Source organism: Luteibacter flocculans (assembly GCF_023612255.1).
Lineage (GTDB): Bacteria > Pseudomonadota > Gammaproteobacteria > Xanthomonadales > Rhodanobacteraceae > Luteibacter > Luteibacter flocculans.
Map to the genome: position 1 here is coordinate 1704185 of NZ_CP063231.1, position 21072 is coordinate 1725256.

22 protein-coding genes and 1 tRNA gene are annotated in these 21072 nt (G+C 61.3%); 18 read left to right on the plus strand and 5 right to left on the minus strand.

Annotated elements, in window-relative coordinates; translation table 11 throughout:
* Nucleotides 1-23 precede the first annotated feature (23 nt).
* Nucleotides 24-2444: a DUF3772 domain-containing protein gene (locus IM816_RS07125; RefSeq protein ID WP_250340345.1), complete on the minus strand. Its 2421-nt coding sequence runs from the start codon at nt 2442-2444 to the stop codon at nt 24-26.
* A gap of 161 nt (nt 2445-2605) precedes the next feature.
* Between IM816_RS07125 and tpiA the strand changes: the two genes are divergently transcribed.
* From tpiA to IM816_RS07155, 7 genes are all read left to right on the plus strand, one after another.
* Nucleotides 2606-3358 carry a triose-phosphate isomerase gene (gene tpiA, locus IM816_RS07130; protein WP_250340346.1) on the plus strand — a complete coding sequence of 251 codons (753 nt, stop codon included), beginning with the start codon at nt 2606-2608 and terminating at the stop codon, nt 3356-3358.
* 27 nt (nt 3359-3385) lie between these two features.
* A complete protein-coding gene (gene secG, locus IM816_RS07135) occupies nt 3386-3838 on the plus strand; it encodes a preprotein translocase subunit SecG (protein ID WP_072320652.1) in 453 nt (150 codons plus the stop codon).
* Between the two features lie 24 nt (nt 3839-3862).
* Nucleotides 3863-3947, plus strand: a tRNA-Leu gene (locus tag IM816_RS07140).
* 276 nt (nt 3948-4223) lie between these two features.
* Nucleotides 4224-4349, plus strand: a complete 126-nt coding sequence (locus IM816_RS18855) for a hypothetical protein (protein WP_425602633.1) — start codon at nt 4224-4226, stop codon at nt 4347-4349.
* A 214-nt stretch (nt 4350-4563) separates the two neighbouring features.
* Nucleotides 4564-5748, plus strand: a complete 1185-nt coding sequence (locus tag IM816_RS07145; RefSeq protein WP_250340347.1) for an ABC-three component system protein — start codon at nt 4564-4566, stop codon at nt 5746-5748.
* A 2-nt stretch (nt 5749-5750) separates the two neighbouring features.
* Nucleotides 5751-6251: a three component ABC system middle component gene (locus IM816_RS07150; RefSeq protein ID WP_250340348.1), complete on the plus strand. Its 501-nt coding sequence runs from the start codon at nt 5751-5753 to the stop codon at nt 6249-6251.
* Nucleotides 6248-8182: a DUF3732 domain-containing protein gene (locus IM816_RS07155; protein WP_250340349.1), complete on the plus strand. Its 1935-nt coding sequence runs from the start codon at nt 6248-6250 to the stop codon at nt 8180-8182. Before IM816_RS07150 ends, IM816_RS07155 begins: the two co-directional genes overlap by 4 nt.
* Nucleotides 8183-8218: 36 nt before the next feature.
* On the opposite strand, the gene IM816_RS07160 is transcribed toward IM816_RS07155, so the two are convergent.
* On the minus strand, nt 8219-9106 hold the full coding sequence (locus IM816_RS07160) for a bacteriophage abortive infection AbiH family protein (protein WP_250340350.1): 888 nt from the start codon (nt 9104-9106) through the stop codon (nt 8219-8221).
* A 524-nt stretch (nt 9107-9630) separates the two neighbouring features.
* On the opposite strand from IM816_RS07160, the gene IM816_RS07165 reads away from it, so the two are divergent.
* Nucleotides 9631-10706, plus strand: a protein-coding gene (locus IM816_RS07165) for an IS3 family transposase (RefSeq protein ID WP_425602620.1) whose coding sequence is annotated in 2 segments (ribosomal slippage) — nt 9631-9889 and nt 9889-10706 — 1077 coding nt in all. Because the reading frame shifts where the segments join, the coding sequence is not laid out codon by codon here.
* A gap of 518 nt (nt 10707-11224) precedes the next feature.
* Entirely contained in the window at nt 11225-11671 is a 447-nt protein-coding gene (locus tag IM816_RS07170; protein WP_250340351.1) for a hypothetical protein, read from the plus strand.
* Between the two features lie 49 nt (nt 11672-11720).
* Here the strand turns inward: IM816_RS07170 and IM816_RS07175 are convergent, their stop codons facing one another.
* A complete protein-coding gene (locus IM816_RS07175) occupies nt 11721-12065 on the minus strand; it encodes a UBP-type zinc finger domain-containing protein (protein ID WP_250340352.1) in 345 nt (114 codons plus the stop codon).
* Nucleotides 12066-12083: 18 nt separating this feature from the next.
* Nucleotides 12084-12371, minus strand: coding sequence for a hypothetical protein (locus IM816_RS07180; protein ID WP_072320655.1), 288 nt, complete (start codon nt 12369-12371; stop codon nt 12084-12086).
* Nucleotides 12372-12509: 138 nt separating this feature from the next.
* On the opposite strand from IM816_RS07180, the gene IM816_RS07185 reads away from it, so the two are divergent.
* The 8 genes from IM816_RS07185 (at nt 12510) to IM816_RS07220 (ending at nt 20516) form a co-directional block, all read left to right on the plus strand.
* On the plus strand, nt 12510-12869 hold the full coding sequence (locus IM816_RS07185; RefSeq protein ID WP_250340353.1) for a DUF1304 domain-containing protein: 360 nt from the start codon (nt 12510-12512) through the stop codon (nt 12867-12869).
* 89 nt (nt 12870-12958) lie between these two features.
* Nucleotides 12959-14674, plus strand: coding sequence for a patatin-like phospholipase family protein (locus IM816_RS07190; protein ID WP_250340354.1), 1716 nt, complete (start codon nt 12959-12961; stop codon nt 14672-14674).
* A 190-nt stretch (nt 14675-14864) separates the two neighbouring features.
* On the plus strand, nt 14865-15209 hold the full coding sequence (locus IM816_RS07195; RefSeq protein ID WP_177257334.1) for a response regulator: 345 nt from the start codon (nt 14865-14867) through the stop codon (nt 15207-15209).
* A gap of 248 nt (nt 15210-15457) precedes the next feature.
* On the plus strand, nt 15458-16459 hold the full coding sequence (locus IM816_RS07200; RefSeq protein ID WP_250340355.1) for an Lnb N-terminal periplasmic domain-containing protein: 1002 nt from the start codon (nt 15458-15460) through the stop codon (nt 16457-16459).
* A 140-nt stretch (nt 16460-16599) separates the two neighbouring features.
* Nucleotides 16600-16845, plus strand: coding sequence for a DUF2188 domain-containing protein (locus IM816_RS07205; protein ID WP_250340356.1), 246 nt, complete (start codon nt 16600-16602; stop codon nt 16843-16845).
* 75 nt (nt 16846-16920) lie between these two features.
* A complete protein-coding gene (locus tag IM816_RS07210) occupies nt 16921-17157 on the plus strand; it encodes a hypothetical protein (RefSeq protein ID WP_250340357.1) in 237 nt (78 codons plus the stop codon).
* A 227-nt stretch (nt 17158-17384) separates the two neighbouring features.
* Nucleotides 17385-20198 (plus strand): TonB-dependent receptor plug domain-containing protein, encoded by a 2814-nt coding sequence (locus tag IM816_RS07215; RefSeq protein ID WP_250340358.1) that lies wholly within the window; start codon nt 17385-17387, stop codon nt 20196-20198.
* A 147-nt stretch (nt 20199-20345) separates the two neighbouring features.
* Nucleotides 20346-20516, plus strand: a complete 171-nt coding sequence (locus IM816_RS07220) for a hypothetical protein (protein WP_250340359.1) — start codon at nt 20346-20348, stop codon at nt 20514-20516.
* Here IM816_RS07220 and IM816_RS07225 read toward each other — a convergent pair.
* The gene (locus tag IM816_RS07225; protein ID WP_177257336.1) at nt 20513-20662 is read right to left on the minus strand and encodes a hypothetical protein; all 150 of its coding nucleotides are present in this window, start codon (nt 20660-20662) and stop codon (nt 20513-20515) included. The genes IM816_RS07220 and IM816_RS07225 overlap by 4 nt on opposite strands.
* Nucleotides 20663-20825: 163 nt before the next feature.
* Here IM816_RS07225 and IM816_RS18705 point away from each other — a divergent pair, with 163 nt between their 5' ends.
* Nucleotides 20826-20954 (plus strand): hypothetical protein, encoded by a 129-nt coding sequence (locus tag IM816_RS18705; RefSeq protein WP_255369334.1) that lies wholly within the window; start codon nt 20826-20828, stop codon nt 20952-20954.
* Nucleotides 20955-21072: the final 118 nt, after the last annotated feature.

Genomic DNA, 21072 nt, shown 5'->3' on the forward strand with positions numbered 1-21072 from the left:
CCCACGCTCGTCACGGCCACCGATCAGTTCGACGTATCGGGATCGGTGGCCGACTTCGGTGCACCGGCGGCGGTGGGTCCCGTAAGTTCGGGCGCGCCGCCGCCCGTGCGCAGTACCAGGTCCTGTGGCCGCAGTAGGGGAATTTCCGCACCACGCAGACGCGCCAGGATGTCGAAGAGCAGGTCGCTCTTCACACCGCCGGCGTCGCGCGGGCTTCCCACGTAGCAGATGGCCATGAAGGTCATGGCGGTGCGATCGACGTTGTCGAGCATCACCAGCGGCGCGGGATTTTCCTGCACCGACGCATGCGCCCGCATCGCTTCCAGCATGTGTTCGCGAACGTCCACGGGATCGCTGTCCAGCGGCATCGGCAGCTTGAAAAGCACGCGCCCCTGCGGGTTCGCCATGGTCATGTTGCGCACCGGCTTCGTGATGAACGACGAGTTCGGCACGATGATCGTGGAGCGGTCGGCGACCTGGATCTCCGTGGCGCGCACATTGATGCGGCGCACGTCACCCTCGGCATCGTCGAGCACCACCCAGTCGCCCACCTTCACCGGACGCTCGGCGAGCAGGATCAGGCCCGACACGAAATTCTGCACGATCGCCTGCAGGCCGAAACCGATACCCACGGAAAGCGCCGACGCGACCCAGGCCACGTTCTGCACCGAGAGGCCCATCGCCAGCAAGGCGATCGCCACGACCACCACCACACCCACGTAGCCCAGCAGGGTGGTGAGCGAGCTGCGCATGCCGGGATCGAGACTGGTGCGCGGCAGGTACTGCTCGGCCATCCAGGACTTGATGACCCGCACAGCCACCAGGCCCAGGAAGAACAGGGCAATCGAACTGAGGATCTGGCTCGGCTTCAGCTCGACGTCGTAGATCTTGAACGACTGCAGCTTGCTGCCGATCACCATGATGTCGGCGGCTCCCGCACCGAAACCCGAAAGCACGGCGGTGAGACCAAACAGGAACAGCCCGAGGCGAACCACGCCGGAGAGCAGCACGCCGGCCTGATCGAGCAGCTTCGGATGCGTGCCGAAGATCGCCTGCGCGCGGGCACTCATGGGGCCCTTTTCCGACAGCAATGTTTCGAAGAGGTCGTCGACCAGGCGCATCGCCAGGTATGTGGCCGCGACAACGATGGTGGTCCACACCACCTGGCCGGCGACGAACGAGGCGAAGGCAATGAAGCCCGTCAGCAACCCGATCCACGCCGCGACGATGGCGATCCATGCCGCTGCGATGAACAGGCTCGCCCAGATCGGACGCGGCGGGGGAGGGGTGCCATCCTCGTCGTGGTGATGCGTACGGCCGAGTCGCTGCAGTGCGAGCGCCGTGAGTACGGTGAGCACGATCGCCTGCAGACTGCTGGTAAGGACGGTAGCGGCAAGGCTGGTGCCGATCGTGTGGTTGAGGATCTTCAGGAAATAGAAGAGCACCACCGCGAGCGAGATCAGCATCGGAAACCGACGCAGCGCCATGGCGGTTTCGTCGGGAATGGCGGGCAGGCGCCACGAAGGCCGCTTGGCCGAGATGAGTGCGCGACCCAGGCCCGCGACGAACGCGCCAAAGAAGACGAGATGCACGATCGCCAGCGCGACGCCGTCGGTCTCCTCGCTGAAGGTGTCGTTCCAGTTGAGACCGAGGTAGAACAACTGCGTGCCGAGGCCGGTGGTGAGCGTCGACGTGAGCGCGATACCGAGAATCAACGCGGAACGGCGCAGGCGGCCCGGCGGCATGCGATTGGCGGTGAGATGGCGGACGCGGTGCTCGATATAGAAGCGCACGCCGGTCATCAGGAGCAGGCCCATCACCACACAGGCAATGAGTGCGGTGCGATTGCCGTTCGTCCAGCTGTTCGCGACGTCGGACTGGACCGTCTGGGCGAATTCGCGCAGGTTGGCCGAGTCGCGCGGGAACGCCGCGGCAGGTTCGGACCAGAACGGCCGCGACAGCGGCGAGTTGGTACGCCGGGAAATGGTTTCCTGGAAACGAATGCGGCGCAGGTCGGCCAGTTGGTTGGCGGTCTGTTGCGCCTCTAGCGCCAGGCCGTCCACCTGTTTGATCTGCGCGTCGACCGCATCGAAGGCCTTCTTGGCGTCCTTGCGCGTCGCTGCCAGTTCAGGCGCTTCCTTTGTGCCCGTGGCGGGCGGCGGGCCCAGTTGATCGAGCCGCGCCTTCGCGGCGTCGCGTGTCGGCTGCAGCGTCGTGGAGACTTTCTGCGCCTGGGAGGCGACGTCGGAGGACTTGCTGCGCAGGTCGTCCAGCGCGGCATCGGTGATCTTGTCGTCCTTCATGGCCTTCTCGATCTGGTCGAGCTGGCCGCGCAAGTCGTCGATCTGCTGGGCGGGGCTGGGGCTGGCGTCGTCCGCCTGCGCGAAAGTGGCCCCGGAACCGGCGAGGAGGAGGGCGACGAAGAATATTCTCAGGATACGCATGGGTGGATCATCGAAGGCAGGGACTACCAAGGTCAAACGCGCCATATGCGTTAACCTCAGTGAACGGCGCGTGCGCAGGCGTCCCATTGCCGCATTGCAGCTTTGCCGCCCACCACGACGCGGCTATTCTGCCGCCCCTTTCTCCACGCCTGGAAGCTCCCATGCGCAAGATGATCGTCGCCGGTAACTGGAAGATGCATGGCTCCCGCGCCATGGCCGACGCGCTCGTCCGCGAGGTGGTCGAAGGCATGCCCGATGGCGTGGACGTGCTGGTCTTTCCCCCCGACGTCTATATCGGCGAGCTGGTGCACAAGTACCGCGACCGCGGCCTGCGCTTCGGCGCGCAGGACCTTTCCGAGCACCATGTGCCCGGTGCGTATACCGGCGAGGTCTCCGGCGACATGCTGCGCGACGTGGGGGCCACGTGGGTGCTGGTCGGCCATTCGGAACGTCGCCAGTACCAGCACGAGGGCGACGAGTTGCTGGCAAAGAAGTTCGAGTCGGCCTGCCGGGCGGGCCTGACGCCCATCCTCTGCGTGGGTGAGACCTTGGAAGAACACGAGGCCGGCATGGCCGAAGAAGTGGTCGGCCGGCAGTTGGCCGCGGTGATCGATCGCAATGGCATCGCCTGTTTCCGCGACGCTGTGGTGGCTTACGAGCCGGTCTGGGCCATCGGTACGGGCCTCACCGCGACCCCGGCGAAGGCACAGAAAATTCATGCGTTCATCCGTAGCCAACTGGCAAAAAAGGATGCTAATATCTCGCTCCTGACCCGGGTGCTTTACGGCGGAAGCGTCAAGCCGGCCAATGCGGCCGAATTGTTCGCCCAGCCTGATGTGGACGGGGGACTGATCGGCGGCGCCGCTCTGGTGGCTTCCGATTTCCTGGATATATGCGCCGCGGCGCGTCGATAACTCGCGACACGGCAAAAACAAGAAGACATGTTCATTCTCTTCAGCGTTTTCTATATCCTGATCGCCGCGGCGATGATCGTGCTGATTCTGATGCAGCGCGGCGCCGGTGCGGAGGCAGGTTCCGGATTCGGTGGCGGTGCTTCCGCTACGGTGTTCGGCGCGCGTGGCTCTTCGAGCTTCATGACCCGCGCCACGGCAGTACTCGCCGCTCTGTTTTTCTTGCTCAGCCTCGGCATGGGCATTTACCTCGGTCGTTCGGGTAACCCCCAGCCGGCCGCGGATCTTGGTGTGATGTCTGGCGCTACCACGCCGGCCGCTCCCGCCAACAACGCTCCGGTGACACCGGCCGCGTCGGACGTGCCCCGCGCCCCCGCCGCCAACGGTGACACCCCGGCCGCAACGGCTCCGGCAGCGAACAGCGATGTTCCCGCCGCGAAGCAGGAAGCCACCAAGGCTCCCGCCGAACCGGCCAAGAAGTAATACGCAACATGCAGTAAAAGTTATGCCCAGGTGGCGGAATTGGTAGACGCACTACCTTGAGGTGGTAGCGGCTTAGGTCGTGGGGGTTCGAGTCCCCCCTTGGGCACCAAACGAAAGATCCGGAGTCCTCAACCGGATTGCAAAGAAACCCGCGAAAGCGGGTTTTTTTGTGTCCGTAAGGTTTCGACGAGCCTCTTGGTGTCGCATGGAAGCTGGCGGTATATGTCGCCATTTCTCGCTGCATGTGACTACGCCACGTGAGTGTTCGGGGTGGACATCTCCCCTTACGTCGGATCAGCGCTCAGGCAGTTGCGGGAACGCGCTGAGATAAGCCCAAGAAGAGCTAGCCTTCCGGACAGGGCTGGATCCTACGTAAGTCAGTGGGATCGAGCGGGGTCGCCGCAATCCATCTCTTAAGTCCATGCAACGACTTGCAGACCAGTTGGGCATGTCGCAACATGACGCGTTTGCTGTAGCTCGCCAATTGGCTGAGTATGCTGGCAATGCTTAGGACGATCTGCGCGGTTGCGACTGGCCTACTAGCTGAGGCTGCTCGCCCTCTAGACCTGCCGAAGCCACGGATGGCATCCTCGTACTGACTATTTCCGGGCGGTCAGCACTCTGCTCGAAGCGCGCAGGACGGCGACCGAGTCCAAAGCCGCATCATCATGGGGTGCGGATTGTTACGGCGCCGAACGACAGATTAGGGGGCCGCAGGGGAAGCAATGGCAAAGGAGAACGCGCATTCCGCCCATGCGTCGGCGGTCGGCTATTTATATCAGGCTCGGCTGGCGCTATTGAAGGGTATCCAGGCGATATCAGAATCGCCGGCCCTCGAATTGAGCATCGAGACTTTCGATGATGTCAGCTTTGAAGTGGATGGCGAACCCGTCGAACTTATCCAGACTAAGCATCACCTGGGCACCGGCGGCAACCTTGCAGACGCTTCCGTTGATCTTTGGAAGACGTTACGAATTTGGATTAAGCGCGTTTCGGAGGCTGTTGAAGCACCGCCTCGTTTTATCCTGATGACGACTGGCTCGGCAACCGCCGGCTCGGCGGCCTCGTTCCTGCGGGCGGATGACCGCGACGAACAAAAAGCGGATGCAATCCTGCTGGAAGTTTGCGATTCCTCAACCAATGAGGTGAACATTGCGGCCTATGCCGCGTACAAGGCGCTCCTCCCATCTCAGCGTTTGCGACTGCTGCGAGCTATAAGGATCTTCGACAGTGCCCCGAATATTCTCGATGTGCACGACGATATTTGCCACGAAGTTCGGCATGCGGCACCCCGTGCGCATATTGAAGTTTTCGTAGAGCGGCTTGAGGGCTGGTGGTTCGGGGTAGTGATTAATGCACTTGCTACTGGGGGCAAGTCGATCAAGGTTCTCGCGATAGACGATCGAATTGATGCGTTACGCGAGGATTTTCATCGAAATTCTCTCCCCGTCGATCATGCATCGGCGACTCCGACGCAAGAGATTGTTGCGGACCTTGATAAGCGACCATTCGTTGAGCAGTTGAGAAAGATCAACATTGGCACACAGCGGATCGAGTATGCCATGCGCGACTATTACCGGGCCTCCGAGCAGCGGGCTCGATGGGTTCGTGAACAGTTGTTGGTAGATGGCGAGCTGAACCACTATGAGAGAGAGCTCAAGGAAGCATGGGAGCCAAGGTTCGCCACAATGATCGATGAGCTTCCACCCGACTGTGACGCAAAAGCGAAGGCGCTAGCCGGTGCCAGTGTGTACAAGTGGGTCGAACATGAAGCAGCCCTCCCATTCCGCTCGGTGTCACAGTCATTCTTGACGAGGGGTAGCTACCACATACTCGCGAACCAATACATCGTTGGCTGGCATCCCGAATACTTGATAGATAGCTCTGATAAGGATGGGGAGGAAAAGTGAGCATGGAAGCCTGGAACGAGCGCGTGGTTGAAGAGGCGAACCTCTTCAACCCAGCCTTTTGCGCAATGCTGATCGCGAAGGCGTGCAAGGACTATTCGAAGAAAGGGCAGGATACACTTTCCTTCCCACTCGCTTTCCTCATCCTTCCCTTAATTGTTCACCCCGGCACTCGTGCCGCGCTGCCTTATTCCACCGCGACGTCACTCATCTCATGGACACAAGAGCGCAGGGGAGACCTCGTGGAATTTGGCGCGCATACTCGCCGTCTTTTGCCCTACACACGTGAAGCCATCATGTTTGGGTTGGCCCACACCATGCTGACCCTTGATGAATCGGGCGGCATTAATACAGGGAAGTCTTACGTGGCACCCACAGAGAAGAAGACCGAGCTCTTTACTTCTGAAGTTCGCGACTGCCTGGATCGAGCCGGCTTCGTTGGTCGCTGGTTCGCCGCGGCGGGCACCGCTTCGACAATCTACTCAGTACTTGGAGTCACGCCATGAGCCTACAGATTGCAAAGATCATTCTGTATAGCCGTAAGGGCGAAGTCCGAGAGCTTCCGTTTAAACAGGGGTCTCTGAATGTGCTTACCGGCGCTTCGAAGAGCGGCAAATCAGCCATCATCGATATAGTCGATTACTGCACGGGCCGTAGCACTTGCAACGTGGCTGATGGCGTTATTAGGAAGTATGTCGGCTGGTACGCCGTCCTGTTTCAACTTGGTGACAGTCAGATTTTCGTTTCCCGAAGAAATCCCGAAGTTGGCGAAAAGACCAGTCCCGATATTTACGTAGAGCGTGGCAGTATCATCGATACACCAGCATTTGAGGCGTTGCGAAAAAATTCCACGGCTGACTCCCTTGAAACTTTTTTGGGGACTGTTGTCGGGATTAACGAGAACGAGCATCGTCCTCCTGCACCCACTCGGAATGCACTGCAAGCGACGTTTAGGCACGCTCTGCTCTTTTGCTTTCAAGACCAAAACGACGTTGATAGTAAGCAGCGTCTATTTCACCGGCAGGGCGAAGACTTCATGAACCAAGCCATCAAGGACACGCTGCCCTACTTCCTCGGAGCTATTGATGAAGATGCGCTTCTTAAGCAGTCTCTATTAGAGCAGGCTCGTAGGCAGCTGCGCCAGCTTGAGCGGAGGGCCAAGGATGGTCGCGCGAGTGAGGTGGAGGAATTTCCGCGTGGAAGAAGGCTCCTTGAAGAAGCACAACAAGTTGGACTTATTTCTGACCGTACGCATGTGTTAGATGAAGAGCTAATAGAAACACTAAGGACGGCTATTTCAGAGAATCGGGTGCCGACCGACTTCATCGGTATTGATGGGGAAGACCTCCTAATAGCTTTACGCGCCGAGCGGCAGGCAATGAGGAATAAGCTCGCTCAGATCAGCGAGGAAGCTCGTGCCACAAGGAGCTTCGCATTTGACACTAACGGCTATCTCCGGGAAGCGGCAGAGCAGCGTGCCCGACTGAGTGCTGTCGGTTTGGTGAAAAGCCACGATCTCGACTGCCACCATTGCCCAGTATGTCAAAGCGTTTTGGATGTGCCAGTACCCACTGCGGCTCAATTGGAGAGGTCGCTGGAAAGTCTAAGCGCGCAGCTCGAGGCAGTGGAGGCAGAAAACCCAAGGCTTCAGGTGCGACTTGCACGAATCCTTGAGCAGAAGATGCGGATCGAAGACGAACTTCGTGAGAATCATCAGCGCATATCCGAACGAATCAGAGAGAACGAATCGCTGCGCGCTCAGCAAGAAATCTTTGTACAGCAGGCGCGTGTAGGCGGAAAGATCATTCAGTATCTGGACGCGCACCGGACTGCAACAGGAATGGATGCGATGCGGGACGCATATCGCGAGTTACGCACACGAATCGAGATGCTAGAGGCAGATCTCGACGAGGAGACTACGCGTGAAAGGATCGGAACTTTTCTAAACATCATCGGTCGCTACATGACGGAATATTCTGATAAGTTGGATTTGGAACACGTCGGAAGTCAGCTTCGGTTGGATATTCGTAATCTGACAGTTATCGCCGATACGATGGACGGCCCCGTGCCGCTCTACAGTATGGGCAGCGGAGAAAATTGGGTTGGTTACCATGTTCTTGTACATCTGGCACTTCACAAGTGGTTCCGCCTAAAGGGTAGGCCAGTTCCAGGTTTCCTTATTTTGGATCAGCCCTCGCAGGCACACTATCCTCCCGAACGTGATGCGAACGGCGCGCTGGAAGGGCTCCGCGACGAGGATCAGCAAGCGGTCCTTAAGCTCTTTCAATTGATTGCCACCGCAGCAGAGGAACTGGCACCTGAACTTCAAATCATTGTGCTAGACCACGCCGACTTGAAGCGAGACTGGTTTGACCGGACCGTCATTGAACGTTGGCGCGGCGGGAAGAAGCTAATTCCCGATAGTTGGCTGAACTGAACATCGGGGCGCCCCATGATCTGGTAGAGAGAGGGCCTAGACCTCAGGTAGCTGCAAGAAAGTTGCGGGATTTAAAGGAGCGAACTGCTCGAAGTTTGTTTTCAAGTCATCGAGGCCATCGAAGTAACTGATGCGCCAGCGCACATTTTGCGGCACACATGCGGCGATCTTAGCGAAGTAAGGCTGATCCACTTTACCTAAAGAATGGCCAAGGACTCGAATTTCGCTAACGTCAGCCAGGGCAGCAAAACGCCTAGTGTTGCTGGCAATGATGCTCGCAGTGTCCTTGAAACTGGTCTGGAAATACTCGTCAAGGATGCGTGCCCCGTCGATCACGCGGGTGTCGGTATCCTCTGAGTCAACTCGTGCAGACCATGTCTCGTTTAGCCAAGGCTTCCAAGCATGGCCCAGCACCAGCGGCTCCGATGATGTAGCCGATCCGTGGATGTGCCATACCTGCGACTCTGGCACACCGTATAGAAGCTGAAGAGTTGATGTGTAGTTGAAGTTTATGAACCGTGCACTCGGGTCAATGCGCGCTCGCGGCACCATCAGGCTGCTCATTGGTGGGATAACAATCGTGCGGACCCACTGAGTGAAAGCTGTCAGCAAGCCCTCCGAGATTGCTTCAACCACTTTCTCCAGTTCATAGGCATAGTCATGATGATAGGAGTCGCTCCAATCTTTCGCGCCATAGGAAACGACAAGGTGCTCTGAGTTTTCGACCAACGTCTCCGCATTGAAGTCAGCTAGTCTTTCTTCGAAATGCGACCAGAAATCGTCCTCGAAAGCGGGGAAATACTCCTCCACCAACCGATAGATATCACGGTGATGACGTTTCAGGTATTCACGGAAATGGTCATAGCTGCTTGACATCCGATGGTGCAAGTCAAAGCCATTACCGATCACATAGAGCAACGTCATTAATTATGTCTCGCTTGAAGTTGGTTGAAGACGGGTTGCCACCGCATGGGTCGGCCCCTGCCAAGGCGCGAACAATTTGATTCTCACTAACTACTGAGCAAATCGAACCATCAAAGCCGGAGAGCAGTGATGTTCATCAGGTGGAGGGCTTGACTCCCCGGCTCATCGAGGCAGTTGGCATCAAGGGCTCCGATCCATTCCTGGCACGCGTGCTCTTGCCGAGTACCACCGACACAACCGGACTTTGGTCGAGCGGGAACCAGCCCTCTCTGCCACGTGGTAGGTATGGGCAATCTTCCCTAACATACGGACAAAGGCCCACACGTCCACTGGCGTTTCAAAACGAACACCCATCGCCGACTGCCGACGCAGTATTTCGGCGGGGTTTCCGATGTGCAGCGTAGCGGCTCCCGTGTACTCAAGCCCATCTAGATTACCGTTCCTCGCGTGCCCACCCGACGTCCCCCCGATTTTGAGTAGCACGGTGATTTGGAGTCCAATCCCCCAACTGACGGAGATTGGACGTGAAAAAGCGCTTTTCCGAAGAGCAGATCATTGGCTTCCTGCGTGAGGCCGAAGCCGGCATGGCAGTGAAGGACCTGTGCCGCAAGCACGGTTTCAGCGAAGCCTCGTACTACCTGTGGCGTAGCAAGTTCGGCGGCATGACGGTGTCCGAAGCCAAGCGACTTAAGGAACTGGAGGCGGAGAACGCCCGGCTGAAGAAGCTCCTGGCGGAGTCGATGCTGGAGAACGAGATCACTCGTGAGGCACTGCGAAAGAAGTGGTGACGGCACCGGCGCGACGGTTGCTGGTGCGGGAGATGACGAGCCAAGGACTCAGCGAACGTCGTGCTTTGATGGTGCTTCGTATGAGCGCCAGTGCATTGCGTTACGCGCCGCGCGCGGACCGCAATGGCGAACTTCGACAGCGGATCGTGGCCTTGGCGCAGCGGCACAAGCGCTATGGCGTCGGCATGATCTATCTGAAGCTTAGGCAAGAAGGGATGCTCGTGAACTACAAGCGTGTAGAGCGGCTGTATCAAGCCGCCAAGCTGCAGGTGCGTCGCCGCAAGCGCAAAAAGGTGCCAGCAGGCGAACGGCAACCCTTGTTCCGACCCATGGCACCCAACGAGGTCTGGTCGATGGACTTCGTGTTTGATCGCACGGCCGAGGGCCGCGTCATCAAGTGTCTGACGGTCGTTGATGACGCCACGCACGAGGCTGTCGTTATCGAAGTCGAACGCGCGATCTCCGGCATGGGCGTGACGCGCGTGATGGATCGGCTGGCGCTGACCCGCGGCCTTCCGAAGGTAATTCGTAGCGACAACGGCAAAGAGTTCTGTGGCAAGGCGATGGTCACCTGGGCCCACGAGCGTGGCGTGCAGCTGCGCCTGATCGAACCGGGCAAGCCGAACCAGAACGCCTACATCGAATCGTTCAACGGCCGCTTGCGCGACGAGTGCCTCAATGAACACTGGTTCCCGAGCCTGCTTCACGCACGCACCGAGATCGAAAACTGGCGCAGGGAATATAACGAGGAACGGCCGAAGAAGGCGTTGGGCGGGCTGACTCCCGCCGCCTACGCCGAGCAGCTAAAGTAACCCCCGGACTCTAATTCGCTCCGCTACTGAAAGCGGGGGGACGTCGTTTCCACAATTGATTCATCGGCTTGAATTAGGGTCGCCGGGAGTGATGCAGGCCGTTTGCGTTTCTTGTGTCGTGATGCCAAACCCAATGCTAGCCGTCCTCGCTCAAGAAAACCCCTCAGCACACGCCGTTCCACCTCCGATGTGATTTTCTCGCAGGCCTCACAGCTCACCTCGGGTAAGACGAGGTTTCCGTTGAGCCCAAACGGAAGGATGTGTTCCTTGGTGAGCTGGCCATTGGATACGCCGCAGTAGACACACCGGCCGACTGCCTGGTAGTTGAAGGTGGGGGCAAGAGGGAGCTTGGTAGGCATGATGGTTACAGCTTAAGCCGGCATGTTTTCCGGCGTAGTCCGGCCGCTGCTAGGATCGCACCGCCTGTCGCCTTGTCACGCCCCCTTAGCTTACGATGCACCATCGACCGCCCCAGCTTTCCGCACAGGTGGTCTCGCCATGGCATTGGGGATAAACGCATGGAACAGACGCAGGATCCGGTGAATCGCTTGTTTGCCTTCGTGACCGAGTTCGCGCAGGCAATGTTGGCGAAGAGTGGCGAGTTCTATCCGTTTGGGGGTTCGATCTCGGAGAGCGGCAAAATTGCCGGAGCGTCCGGGGCGACGGAGGATGGTTCGGAGCATCCGAGCGCGCAGGAGGTGTATCGGTTGTTGACCGCCGGGCTTGCTTCGACCGCGTCCGGTAACGACGTGGCTGCGGTGGCGCTGGTTGCGAACGTGACCATTCCCGCCGAACTCGAGGCTGTGTCGGACAACGGCATCCGTGTGCATGTGGAGGCTCCCGGGTTTGCGCGCATGGTCTATGTGCCGTATGAGGTGCTGCCAGGCGAGGAGCCGTCGATCCGTCTGCACGACCCCATCGCGGTGGAAGTGGCCCCCGAGTTCTTCGTCTCGACGCGGTCCTAACCGGCACCACGCACGACGCGCCGGGCTCAGCCGCCCCTGCCGGCCCTGATCAGCACGCGCTGCCAGTTCGGCGGCACGCGGCCTTCCGGCCCCGGGGTGGGCTGGCTGATGGGATGACTATGGGCGGTGCCAGTTCGGGACCGTCCAGCATGGCCTCGGTGCGGTAGTCGTAGAACCAATCCTCGCCGGGCTCGAAGCTCTGGATGATCGGGTGACCGGTCTCGTCGGCGTGTTTCGATGCATGCTGGTTGAGCGAGTCGTCGCAGCATCCGATGTGGCCGCACTGCGCGCAGCGACGCAGGTGGAACCACCAACTGCCGGTCTGTTCGCACTCGACGCAGCCGGTTCCGCTGGGCGGCACGCTGGGATCGATGCCGTTGCTTAGGTTGCTCATGGGCGCTCCTGGTGGGGGTCAGGCCAGGCGACCGGCGCGGCGCAGCGCTGCGGCGCGCATCCGGTCGACCGACGTTGCCAGCGAGCGTAAGGCAATACGGAGTTCCATGGAATTCGGTGGGCCGCCAGCGAGCAGGGACTCGATCTTCTCGGCGGCATCGGCCACGTGGAGATGCTCGTGCTGGAGCGCATGGCGGGCCACGTGGTTCGCCCGGAACTGCGCCTCGCCGTAATCGTGGTGCAGCAGCGCCTGCAGAAGCCCGAGGGCTTCCACGGAGATGTCATGGGCGGCAAGGACTTCGCGCATCCATGAATTAGGTACGATGACGCGCGGACTCTCAATCGTCCATCCGTGCTATCCCTAGGAATAGCACGTGCCGCCGATGTGTCACGGCTGGAACGATTAGCGGCTATCCTGCGCCCCAGCCTTGCCCCGGGAGTTCGTATGACCATCGTCGCCACCGTGCTCACCCTCGTGGTGATCCTGATTCACCTGTACATCGTGCTGCTGGAAATGGTGCTGTGGCGCTCGCGCGGTCCTAAGGTGTTCGGTATCACGCCCGAGTTCGCGCGCGAGACGACCACGCTTGCGTCGAATCAGGGCCTTTACAACGCCTTCCTGGTCGCGGCCCTGGTGCTCGGGCTTCTGCTGTCGGAGCCGTTTGCCTCGGCTTTCGTGTTCTACGGGTTGGGTTGCGTCGTGGTGGCGGGGCTGTGGGGCGGATTCACCGCGAGCCGGCGCATCCTCTACGTGCAGGCCTTGCCGGCGGCGCTGGCCCTGGCTGCGCAGTGGCTCGCACGCTGATCGGTCCCGTTCGCGAAAACGTGGACGGGCTTCAAGTCTCGGGGATGTCTGCGCGGCCATAATGCGCTCATCTGTCGATGGGAGCGGGCATGCCTGATACCGACCTGCCGCTGGCGCATCCTGAAATTACGCCGCCGCCGCGCGCGTACACGTTCGAGCTGGGCCTTGCGCTGGCGGGTGCCGTCAGCGGCGGTGCCTATGCGGCAGGGGTGCTCGATTTTTTCTACGAAGCCCTGGAACATTGGTACGCGGCGAAAGAGCGCGGGCTGCCGGTGCCGACGCACGACGTGCTTCTGCGCGACATCTCCGGCGCATCGGCTGGCAGCATCAATGGCGTGATATCGGCCGTGGTGCTGCCTTATGCGTTTCCGCATGTGCATGCCGCGCAGACGGAAGAGGAAGCGGCAGCCAATCCGTTCTACGACGTGTGGGTCAAGCGCGTCGACATCGAGGGGTTTCTCGATACGGACGATCTGGCGGACAAGAACGTGCCGATCGCGTCTCTGCTCAATACGCGCCGCCTCGACGAGATTGGCGATCGCGTGCTGCATTACGAAGCGGCGCCTCGCGCCCGTCCTTATATCGCCAATCCGCTCAAGCTCGTGTTCACCGTCACGAATCTGCGTGGCGTGCCGTACGCGGTGCCGTTTGCGGGCGACGAGGTGGAAGCGGGTCACAGCATGATCGCGCACGAGGATTACCTGCGCTTTGCGGTGGACATGGGGCAGGGGGCTTACGATCGCGTCTGGCAATATCCCGACGATCTCTACGTAGCGCACCCCAAGCGGCTCCCCGACGGTGGATGGACTGCGATCATGAATGCCGCGCTGGCGTCTTCGGCATTTCCTGGCGGCCTGCGCTATCGCGAGGTGGAGCGGCGCTGGAGCGATTACATGCAGCGCAGCGTGGTTGTGCCGGACGAACTCGGCGTGTCGCGCGTCGTACCGATCGCGCCGCAGCGCGATGCATCGGACGGCCACGGCGCCACCTATCGCTTCGTCGGAGTCGACGGGGGTGCCATGGACAACGAGCCGTTCGAACTCGCCCGCACGGAGCTGGCAGGCACCTTGGGTCGCAACCCGCGTCGCGGCGATCAGGTGAATCGCATCGTGCTCATGGTCGATCCGTTCCCCGAACCGGACGATCTGGGGCCGGAGTTCGCCGCATCGATCAACGTCGTGGAAGCGCTATCGGCCTTGTTTGCGTCATGGAAGCAGCAGGCCCGTTTCAAACCACGGGAAATTGCGCTGGCGATGGACGATGCGGTCTACAGCCGCTTCCTCATTGCACCGACGCGGCCTTGCGTCGATGGCAGCGAACGCTGGCTCGGTGGGCGTGCCCTGGCGGCGGGGGCGCTGGGTGGGTTTTCCGGTTTCTTCGCGGAAGCCTACCGACGCCACGATTTTCTCCTCGGTCGGCGCAACGCGCAGCGCTTTCTCGCCGAGCATTTTCTGGTGCCTGCCAACAATCCCATCGTCGCGGAGTGGGCGGCCGATCCGGCCATGGCCCATTACCTTCGCGTGCGCGACGGCGTGCTGCATGCGCCCGTCATTCCGCTGGTGGCGGATTGCCATCCCGCGCAGCGGGAAGACACGCTGCCGTTGTGGCCGAAGGGTGCCTTCGATCCAGCCAGCCTTTTGCCGCCGGTCAAGAAGCGGCTGGATGCGCTTTACCGCGTTGCGACGGACAAGTGGAACGACAAACTGCTCACCTGGTTGGCCTGGCATACCTATGCGCGCCGCAAGCTTCTGACGTTTGCGTCGCGCCGGCTCGTGGAGGCCTTGCGCAAGCACGATCTGTGGTGAATTCGCCGGAAACGAACCTGGCAGGGTTGTCATGGCGGCGAGATGCTTTATGACGGGAAGATTCGTCCTATATAACGTGGAGTTATCGACTTCACTATGGCCGCGGCATGCAAAGGGTAGTAGGTTGTCCACTCTGTCACGTTGATCGCGGGGCTCCTTCATGGGTATGACAGCCTCACCCAGAGCAATCGTGTTCGAAGACCATTCGGGTCTTGCGTCGGCCCTCGCCGATTTGCTGGTCGAACGACTCGGTTACCGCGTCACCGCATGCGTCGATTCCGTGGAGGACGCGATTCGTGCCGCGCATGCGGAGCCCTGCGACGTGGCGGTCGTCGATCTCGAGTTGCAAGGCGTCATGGCGTATCCGGCGCTCGACGAGCTTAAGCGCCGGGGCATTCCCTATGTACTGGCGACGGGTTCCATGCTCGTCGATATTCCTCCGCACTATCGCGCGCCGCTGGTCCTGAAACCGTATAGCGCCACACAACTGGAAACGGCGATTCGCGAAGCGCGCCAGTCCACGCACAGCGCTTGAACGCGCTTTCGTAGGAGCCACGGCGGCCATAGGTGCCGCCGAACTCGTCGCCCGGGTAACGCGTGTCGTCGATGCGCATGGCGGACGCAGCCCGGCAGGGGATGGGCGATCAGTGTTGACCTGCGGGCATGCAATCGCTGTTGTCCAAACGTCAAAAGGATGTCGAAACGTTTGCGTTCCGGCCGGCCACAGGCGACGCTTCGCAGCATGCCTTCCTATCCCTTTCCTTCGCCCCTGGGCGTTCACGTATGAAGCGGCGTCGCATGTGGGTGCGCGGCGCTGCCGGCATGCTCGCCGCGATCCTGCTTTTCGTCTCGGGCGCCTGGGGCGCCCTCGCGTTGGCGTTCCGCTTTCCCGGCCCTCGGCCGCTCCGTTTCATGGTCGCCGGGGCATGGTCGCTGGGTTGCCTCGTCGCATGGATCGCGTGGCTAGGCTGGCGGTCCTCGTGGGCGCCGCTCGCGTTCGTCGCGGCCCACGTCGTTTTGCTTGGCTGGTGGGCGTCGCTCAGGCCGCGCAACGACCGTGCATGGGCCGATGACGTAGCGCGCTTGCCCTCGGCCGAGGTGACCGGCTCCCGCGTGCTGATGCACGACGTGCGCCATTTCCAGTGGCGCACCGACGACGATTACGACGCGCATTGGGAGACCCGCGAATACGATCTCGATCGACTCGTCGGCGCGGACGCGATTCTTTCCTACTGGTCGGGCGAAGCCATCGCCCATGCCATGCTTTCGTTCGGTTTCGACGATGGAGAACATCTCGTCTTCTCGGTGGAGATCCGCCGCAAGCGCGGTGAGGCCTTCTCGGAAATCGGCGGCTTCTTCCGCCAGTTCGAACTGGTGCTGGTGGCGGCGGACGAGCGCGACATCGTCCGCGTGCGGACCAACGTGCGTGGCGAGGATGCTTACATCTTCCCGTTGCGGATCACTCCAGAGGCGACGCGTTCGTTGTTTCTGTCCTATGTTGATGCCGCGAACGGCCTCGCTCGCTCGCCGCGGTTCTACAACACGGTCACGTCGAACTGCACCACCATCGTCTATCGGATGGCGAAGCGTATCGATGGCGGCCTGCCTTTCGATCTTCGCCTGCTACTGACGGGGTACCTGCCGGAGTATCTTGCCGACAACGGCGCGCTGGACCCGCGCCACAGCGTGGACGAGTGGCGTCGCGTGGGGCGGATCACCGATCGAGCGAAGGCGACCGGGCCAGCGGACGACTTTTCCGCAGAGATACGCCGTGGCATGGCGTGACGTCTTTGTGAAGACAAGGCCTGTACCGCTTCGCATTGGCAGCGCAGCGCCGAGCAGATAATCTCACCGTCCCACGATGCGGCGAGAGACCCTTCCCGGGTCGGCGGCCCCTATGCCTGCGAGGTTATCCACCGTCTTCCATGGCCATGGTGATCTACGACATCTCCTTTCATCCGGACGTAGCCGGCCTTTGGCATGTGCAGGTGAACGGCGTCCCCACGGAAAATTTCGAGACGCGCATCGCTGCCATCGCTTATGCGGTGCAGCAATCGAAGCTGTTAGGCACGCAGCCAGGCGTGCAGGTACTGGTGTCGGTCGAGGGCGCCGACGGCATCTGGCGCGAATTCGAATCCAACGCCAAGCGGCCGGTCAGCGGGTTGCTGTAGAACATCCCTGGCGCTGCACATGGTCTTGATGCGCGATGCATACCATGGGGAGGAACACGGAGGACCATCCCACCTATGACGCATCGAAAGATCGGTTACTTCGACGTAGAAGGTTCCTGCTACGTCGCCAAGCCAGGACGCTGGCGCGGTAAATACGTGATCAGCGAAGACGGCGAAGAAGTGCAGGAAAAGCTCTGCACCACGTTGCACGAGAACGAAGAGGACGCCTGCGCGGAAGGCATGCAGCTTGGCGTCGAAGCCGCGCGCCGGCTGATGAAGGAGCGTGAGGGCTTCGACCCCGGGGAAGTGTAGGGCGAGCTCACGGAGCGCGCCGCGCTAGGTCCGGCGCGTCACGGTACGAAGCATAGCTCGTGCCACCTACCGTGCATTTTCCTGCCCCGTAAGATATTCCGAATGGCCGATGGTGCGCCTGCTTAAGCCGGCGTACGTTTTCATTGCGGCCCTGTGAACGAAACGTTTTCGTTTGCGGACGACCGCGAAGTCCCAGCCCCACTCCCCTAAGGCTTCGGAGACTCACAATGAAGACGTCACCCCTCATGGCGCTGAGGCGCCACGGCCTCGCTTTGCCCATCGCCGCTGCCCTGGCCAGCGGTGTGTCCGCGCAGGATGCGCCCGTTGCCCCAGCGCCCCAGGAAAAGACCACCGACCTGCAGACCATCACGGTGACGGGCTCGGCCCTTCCACGCATCGATGTGGAGACGCCATCACCCGTCACGACGATATCGGCCGAACAGATCCAGAAGAGCGGCCTCACCACCGTCTCCGACGTGGTGCGTGCGGTATCGGCAGACAACAGCGGTTCGATCCCTTCGTCGTTCACCGCCGGCTTCGCCACAGGCTCGTCCGGCGTGGCCCTGCGCGGCCTGACCGTGAACTCGACCCTGGTGCTGATCGACGGACGGCGCGCGGCCAACTATCCACTGGCTGACGACGGGCAACGCTCCTTCGTCGATCTCAACACGATCCCGTCAAACGCTATCGAGCGTATCGAGGTGCTGAAGGATGGCGCTTCGTCGCTGTACGGTGCCGATGCCATTGCCGGTGTGGTCAACATCATTCTGCGGCCCGATTTTCGCGGCACCGAGTTCACGGCGGATGTCGGTACGTCGCAGCACGGCGGTGGCACCACCCGGCGCGCGACCGTGCTGTTCGGTGGCGGCGACCTCAAGAAGGATGGGTGGAACGCTTACGTCAGCGCCGAATACCAGCGTGACGACGACATCCTCAACCGCCAGCGCGGCTATCCGTACAACACGGCGGACACGCGACGTAGCGGAGGCAACAACCTCATCGGCGGGCAGCCGTCGCAGAACTCGGGATCGATCTACGGCACGGTGACGCCGGGTACGTTGTCGCGGCCGGGTGACGTCACCTCGGGCGTCGCCGATCCCGGTGCGCTATCTCAGCCGCTGGTGCCCTGCGGCGCCCAGGGCACGTTGGTGAGCGACGATCCCGCGAACCCCGGCAGTTATTGCGCGCAGAACTTCGCGCGCTACACCGCGATCCAGCCCACTACCGACCGCCGTGGACTGTATGGGCGCTTCACCCTCCAGCTTTCCGATCGCAGCAAGGCATATCTCGCAGCGAGCTACTACGAGGTAAAGACCACCTTCCCGGGTCCACCGGCACAGATCCAGGCGGGCACGCCGCGCAATACCAACTCGATCGCTTTGCCGGCAACGCTGCCTGATGGCTCTCTCAATCCCAACAACCCGTTTGCCGCCGAGGGCAAGGCGGCGCTCATCAACTACGCGTTTCCCAGCGCGCTTGCCAACGGCGAGAACGACAACCACAACCTGCGCATCGTCGGTGGGATGACCGGGTATTGGGGCGAGTGGGGTTACGACACGGCCCTGGTGTTCAATCACTCGTCGCTCGACACGCGTCTGTCGGGCTTCCTCAACTACGATCGTCTCATCGATGCGGTGACGAACGGCACGTACAACTTCCTCGACCCGCGAGCGAACTCTCGCGCCCTGCTTGCGGCGCTCTCACCGCCCCTGAAGAAGACGTCCACGAGCGACCTGCAATCGTTCGACTTTCGCGTGACGCGGCCGCTGCTCGACCTGGCGGGCGGCTCGCTTGGCCTGGCCGCCGGCATCGACGTGCGCCACGAGGAGCAGGACGACCCGGACCTCAACCCGAACCTCGCGGCACAAGGCCTCGGCATTGCCCACGTGAAAGGAGACCGCACGGTGTCCGGCGTCTACGCGGAACTGGACGCGCCGTTCCTGGAGTCGCTGGAAGTGGACGTGTCCGGCCGCTTCGATCACTACTCCGACTTCGGCAACAACTTCTCGCCGAAGCTCGGCATCAAATGGAAGCCCATCGACACGCTGGCCTTCCGCGGTACGTTCTCAAAGGGTTTTCGTGCGCCGAGTTTCGCGGAGAACGGATCGAGCGAGGCCGAGGGCTTTGCGACGTATACGCCGCCCGCAGATTTTCAGGCGGCGCATGGCAACAGCGGTTACGTGCAGCCTTATGGGCTGGGTTTCCTCACCCGGGCGAATCCGAACATCAAACCTGAGCGTTCCAAGAGTTGGACCTTCGGCGTGCTTTATCAGCCGACGCCCGACTTGAGCGCGTCGCTCGACTATTACCGGATCAAGAAGACCGGTGTGATCGCGCAGCAGAGTGCCAGCGCCGTGCTGGACGCCTATTACGCCGGGCAGCCGCTGCCGACCGGATCGGCGATCGTGCAGGACGTTCCCGATCCGGCGGCGCCGGACGCGCTGCCGCGACCGCTGGTGGTGGCAGCCCCCTACGTCAACCAGAACGCGCTGGAGACCAAGGGTGTGGACCTCAACCTCAAGGCCGGCCATGACTTCAGCGAGAGCATGCGTTTCACGAGCGAACTCAATCTCACCAAGATCATCGGCTGGCAGCTGACGCTGGAGGACGGCACGCGGCTGCAGTTTGTGGGCACGCACGGCCCGTATGGGTTGTCGTCGGGGGCGGGCACACCGCGCTATCGCGGTTCCTGGGCGAACAGCATCCAGTTCGGCAGGACGACGATCACCGGCACGCTGTACTACACCAGCGGACTCAAGCTCACGGCGCCCGATGTCACCACGGGATGTTTCTCGACCAATACGGACACGGGGGCGAATGTGCCGGCCAGTTGTCGCATGGGCTCGTTTACCGACTTCGATCTGACGGGGCGCTACGACCTCAATGACAGGGTGGCGATCACGGGCTCGATCATGAACGTGTTCGACAAGAAGGCGCCGTTCGATCCGCTGAACTATGCCGCACTCAACTACAACCCGACCTATGCGCAGAACGGTGTGGTCGGACGGTTCTTCACGGTCGGTGTGAGGGTGAAGCTCTAGCGGGGGCATTGACGTGGCCGGTTTTTTGCTTTAGTTACGGCTTCTTGGGGGAACACCACAGGGGGCCTTCACGGCCATGGCACGTCGATTCACGCTTCGTCTTCGCATGTTCTTCGTTCGCTCCGCCCGTTTCGGTGGGGGCATTGCATGACCGACCCGATGAAGGAACCGGTAGTAGCCCCGTGGCCCGGTGGCCTCATGCCGGGCACGGTGGCGCCCTTCGTGATGCGTTATGGCACGGATTTCCTCGTCGCCATGCAGCGCGCCGCGGCGGTCCATGACGCCGCCCATCCGGTACCGGAGAGCGAGCCAGCCTAGCGCGAGGCCGGCTGCGCCGAAGGCGCGCGCTCGCCATCGTCGGGTACGTCGCCTGCGGGGCCGCCGCGATGGATGGCGCCGACGACGAAGATCGCCACCAGCGCGACGATCAAGGCAACCAGAGCGTAATAGCGCGAACGGTTCATGGGCGATTCCCTATGCATGGCCGGAGTTTTCGCGCCGGATGGTCAAGGGAATGCGTGCGGGCCGTTATGCCGACGTGCGAATCCGATCGTGGCGTCGCTGTCACGTACGGTCTACGGAGCAGATCCCACCCTCGATCATGCATCCACCGAGGAGGGATTTCGCATGAACGAAGAAAACACACCGCAACCGGGCAACAAGCAGCGAGGCGGCATCGGTTACGTGCTGCTCTGGATTCTGGGCGTGCCCATTCCCGTCCTGATCCTGATCGCCCTGGTGCGCGGCTGCACCTGAGCGTCGCGCCCCGATCGCCAGCAGGCTGGCTCCCACCAAAGCAGGCTAGGTCCCGCCGCCAACGGCGCGGGACTAAGCTTGGTGGGAGCGAGCCTGCTGGCGATGGGAATAACCGCAA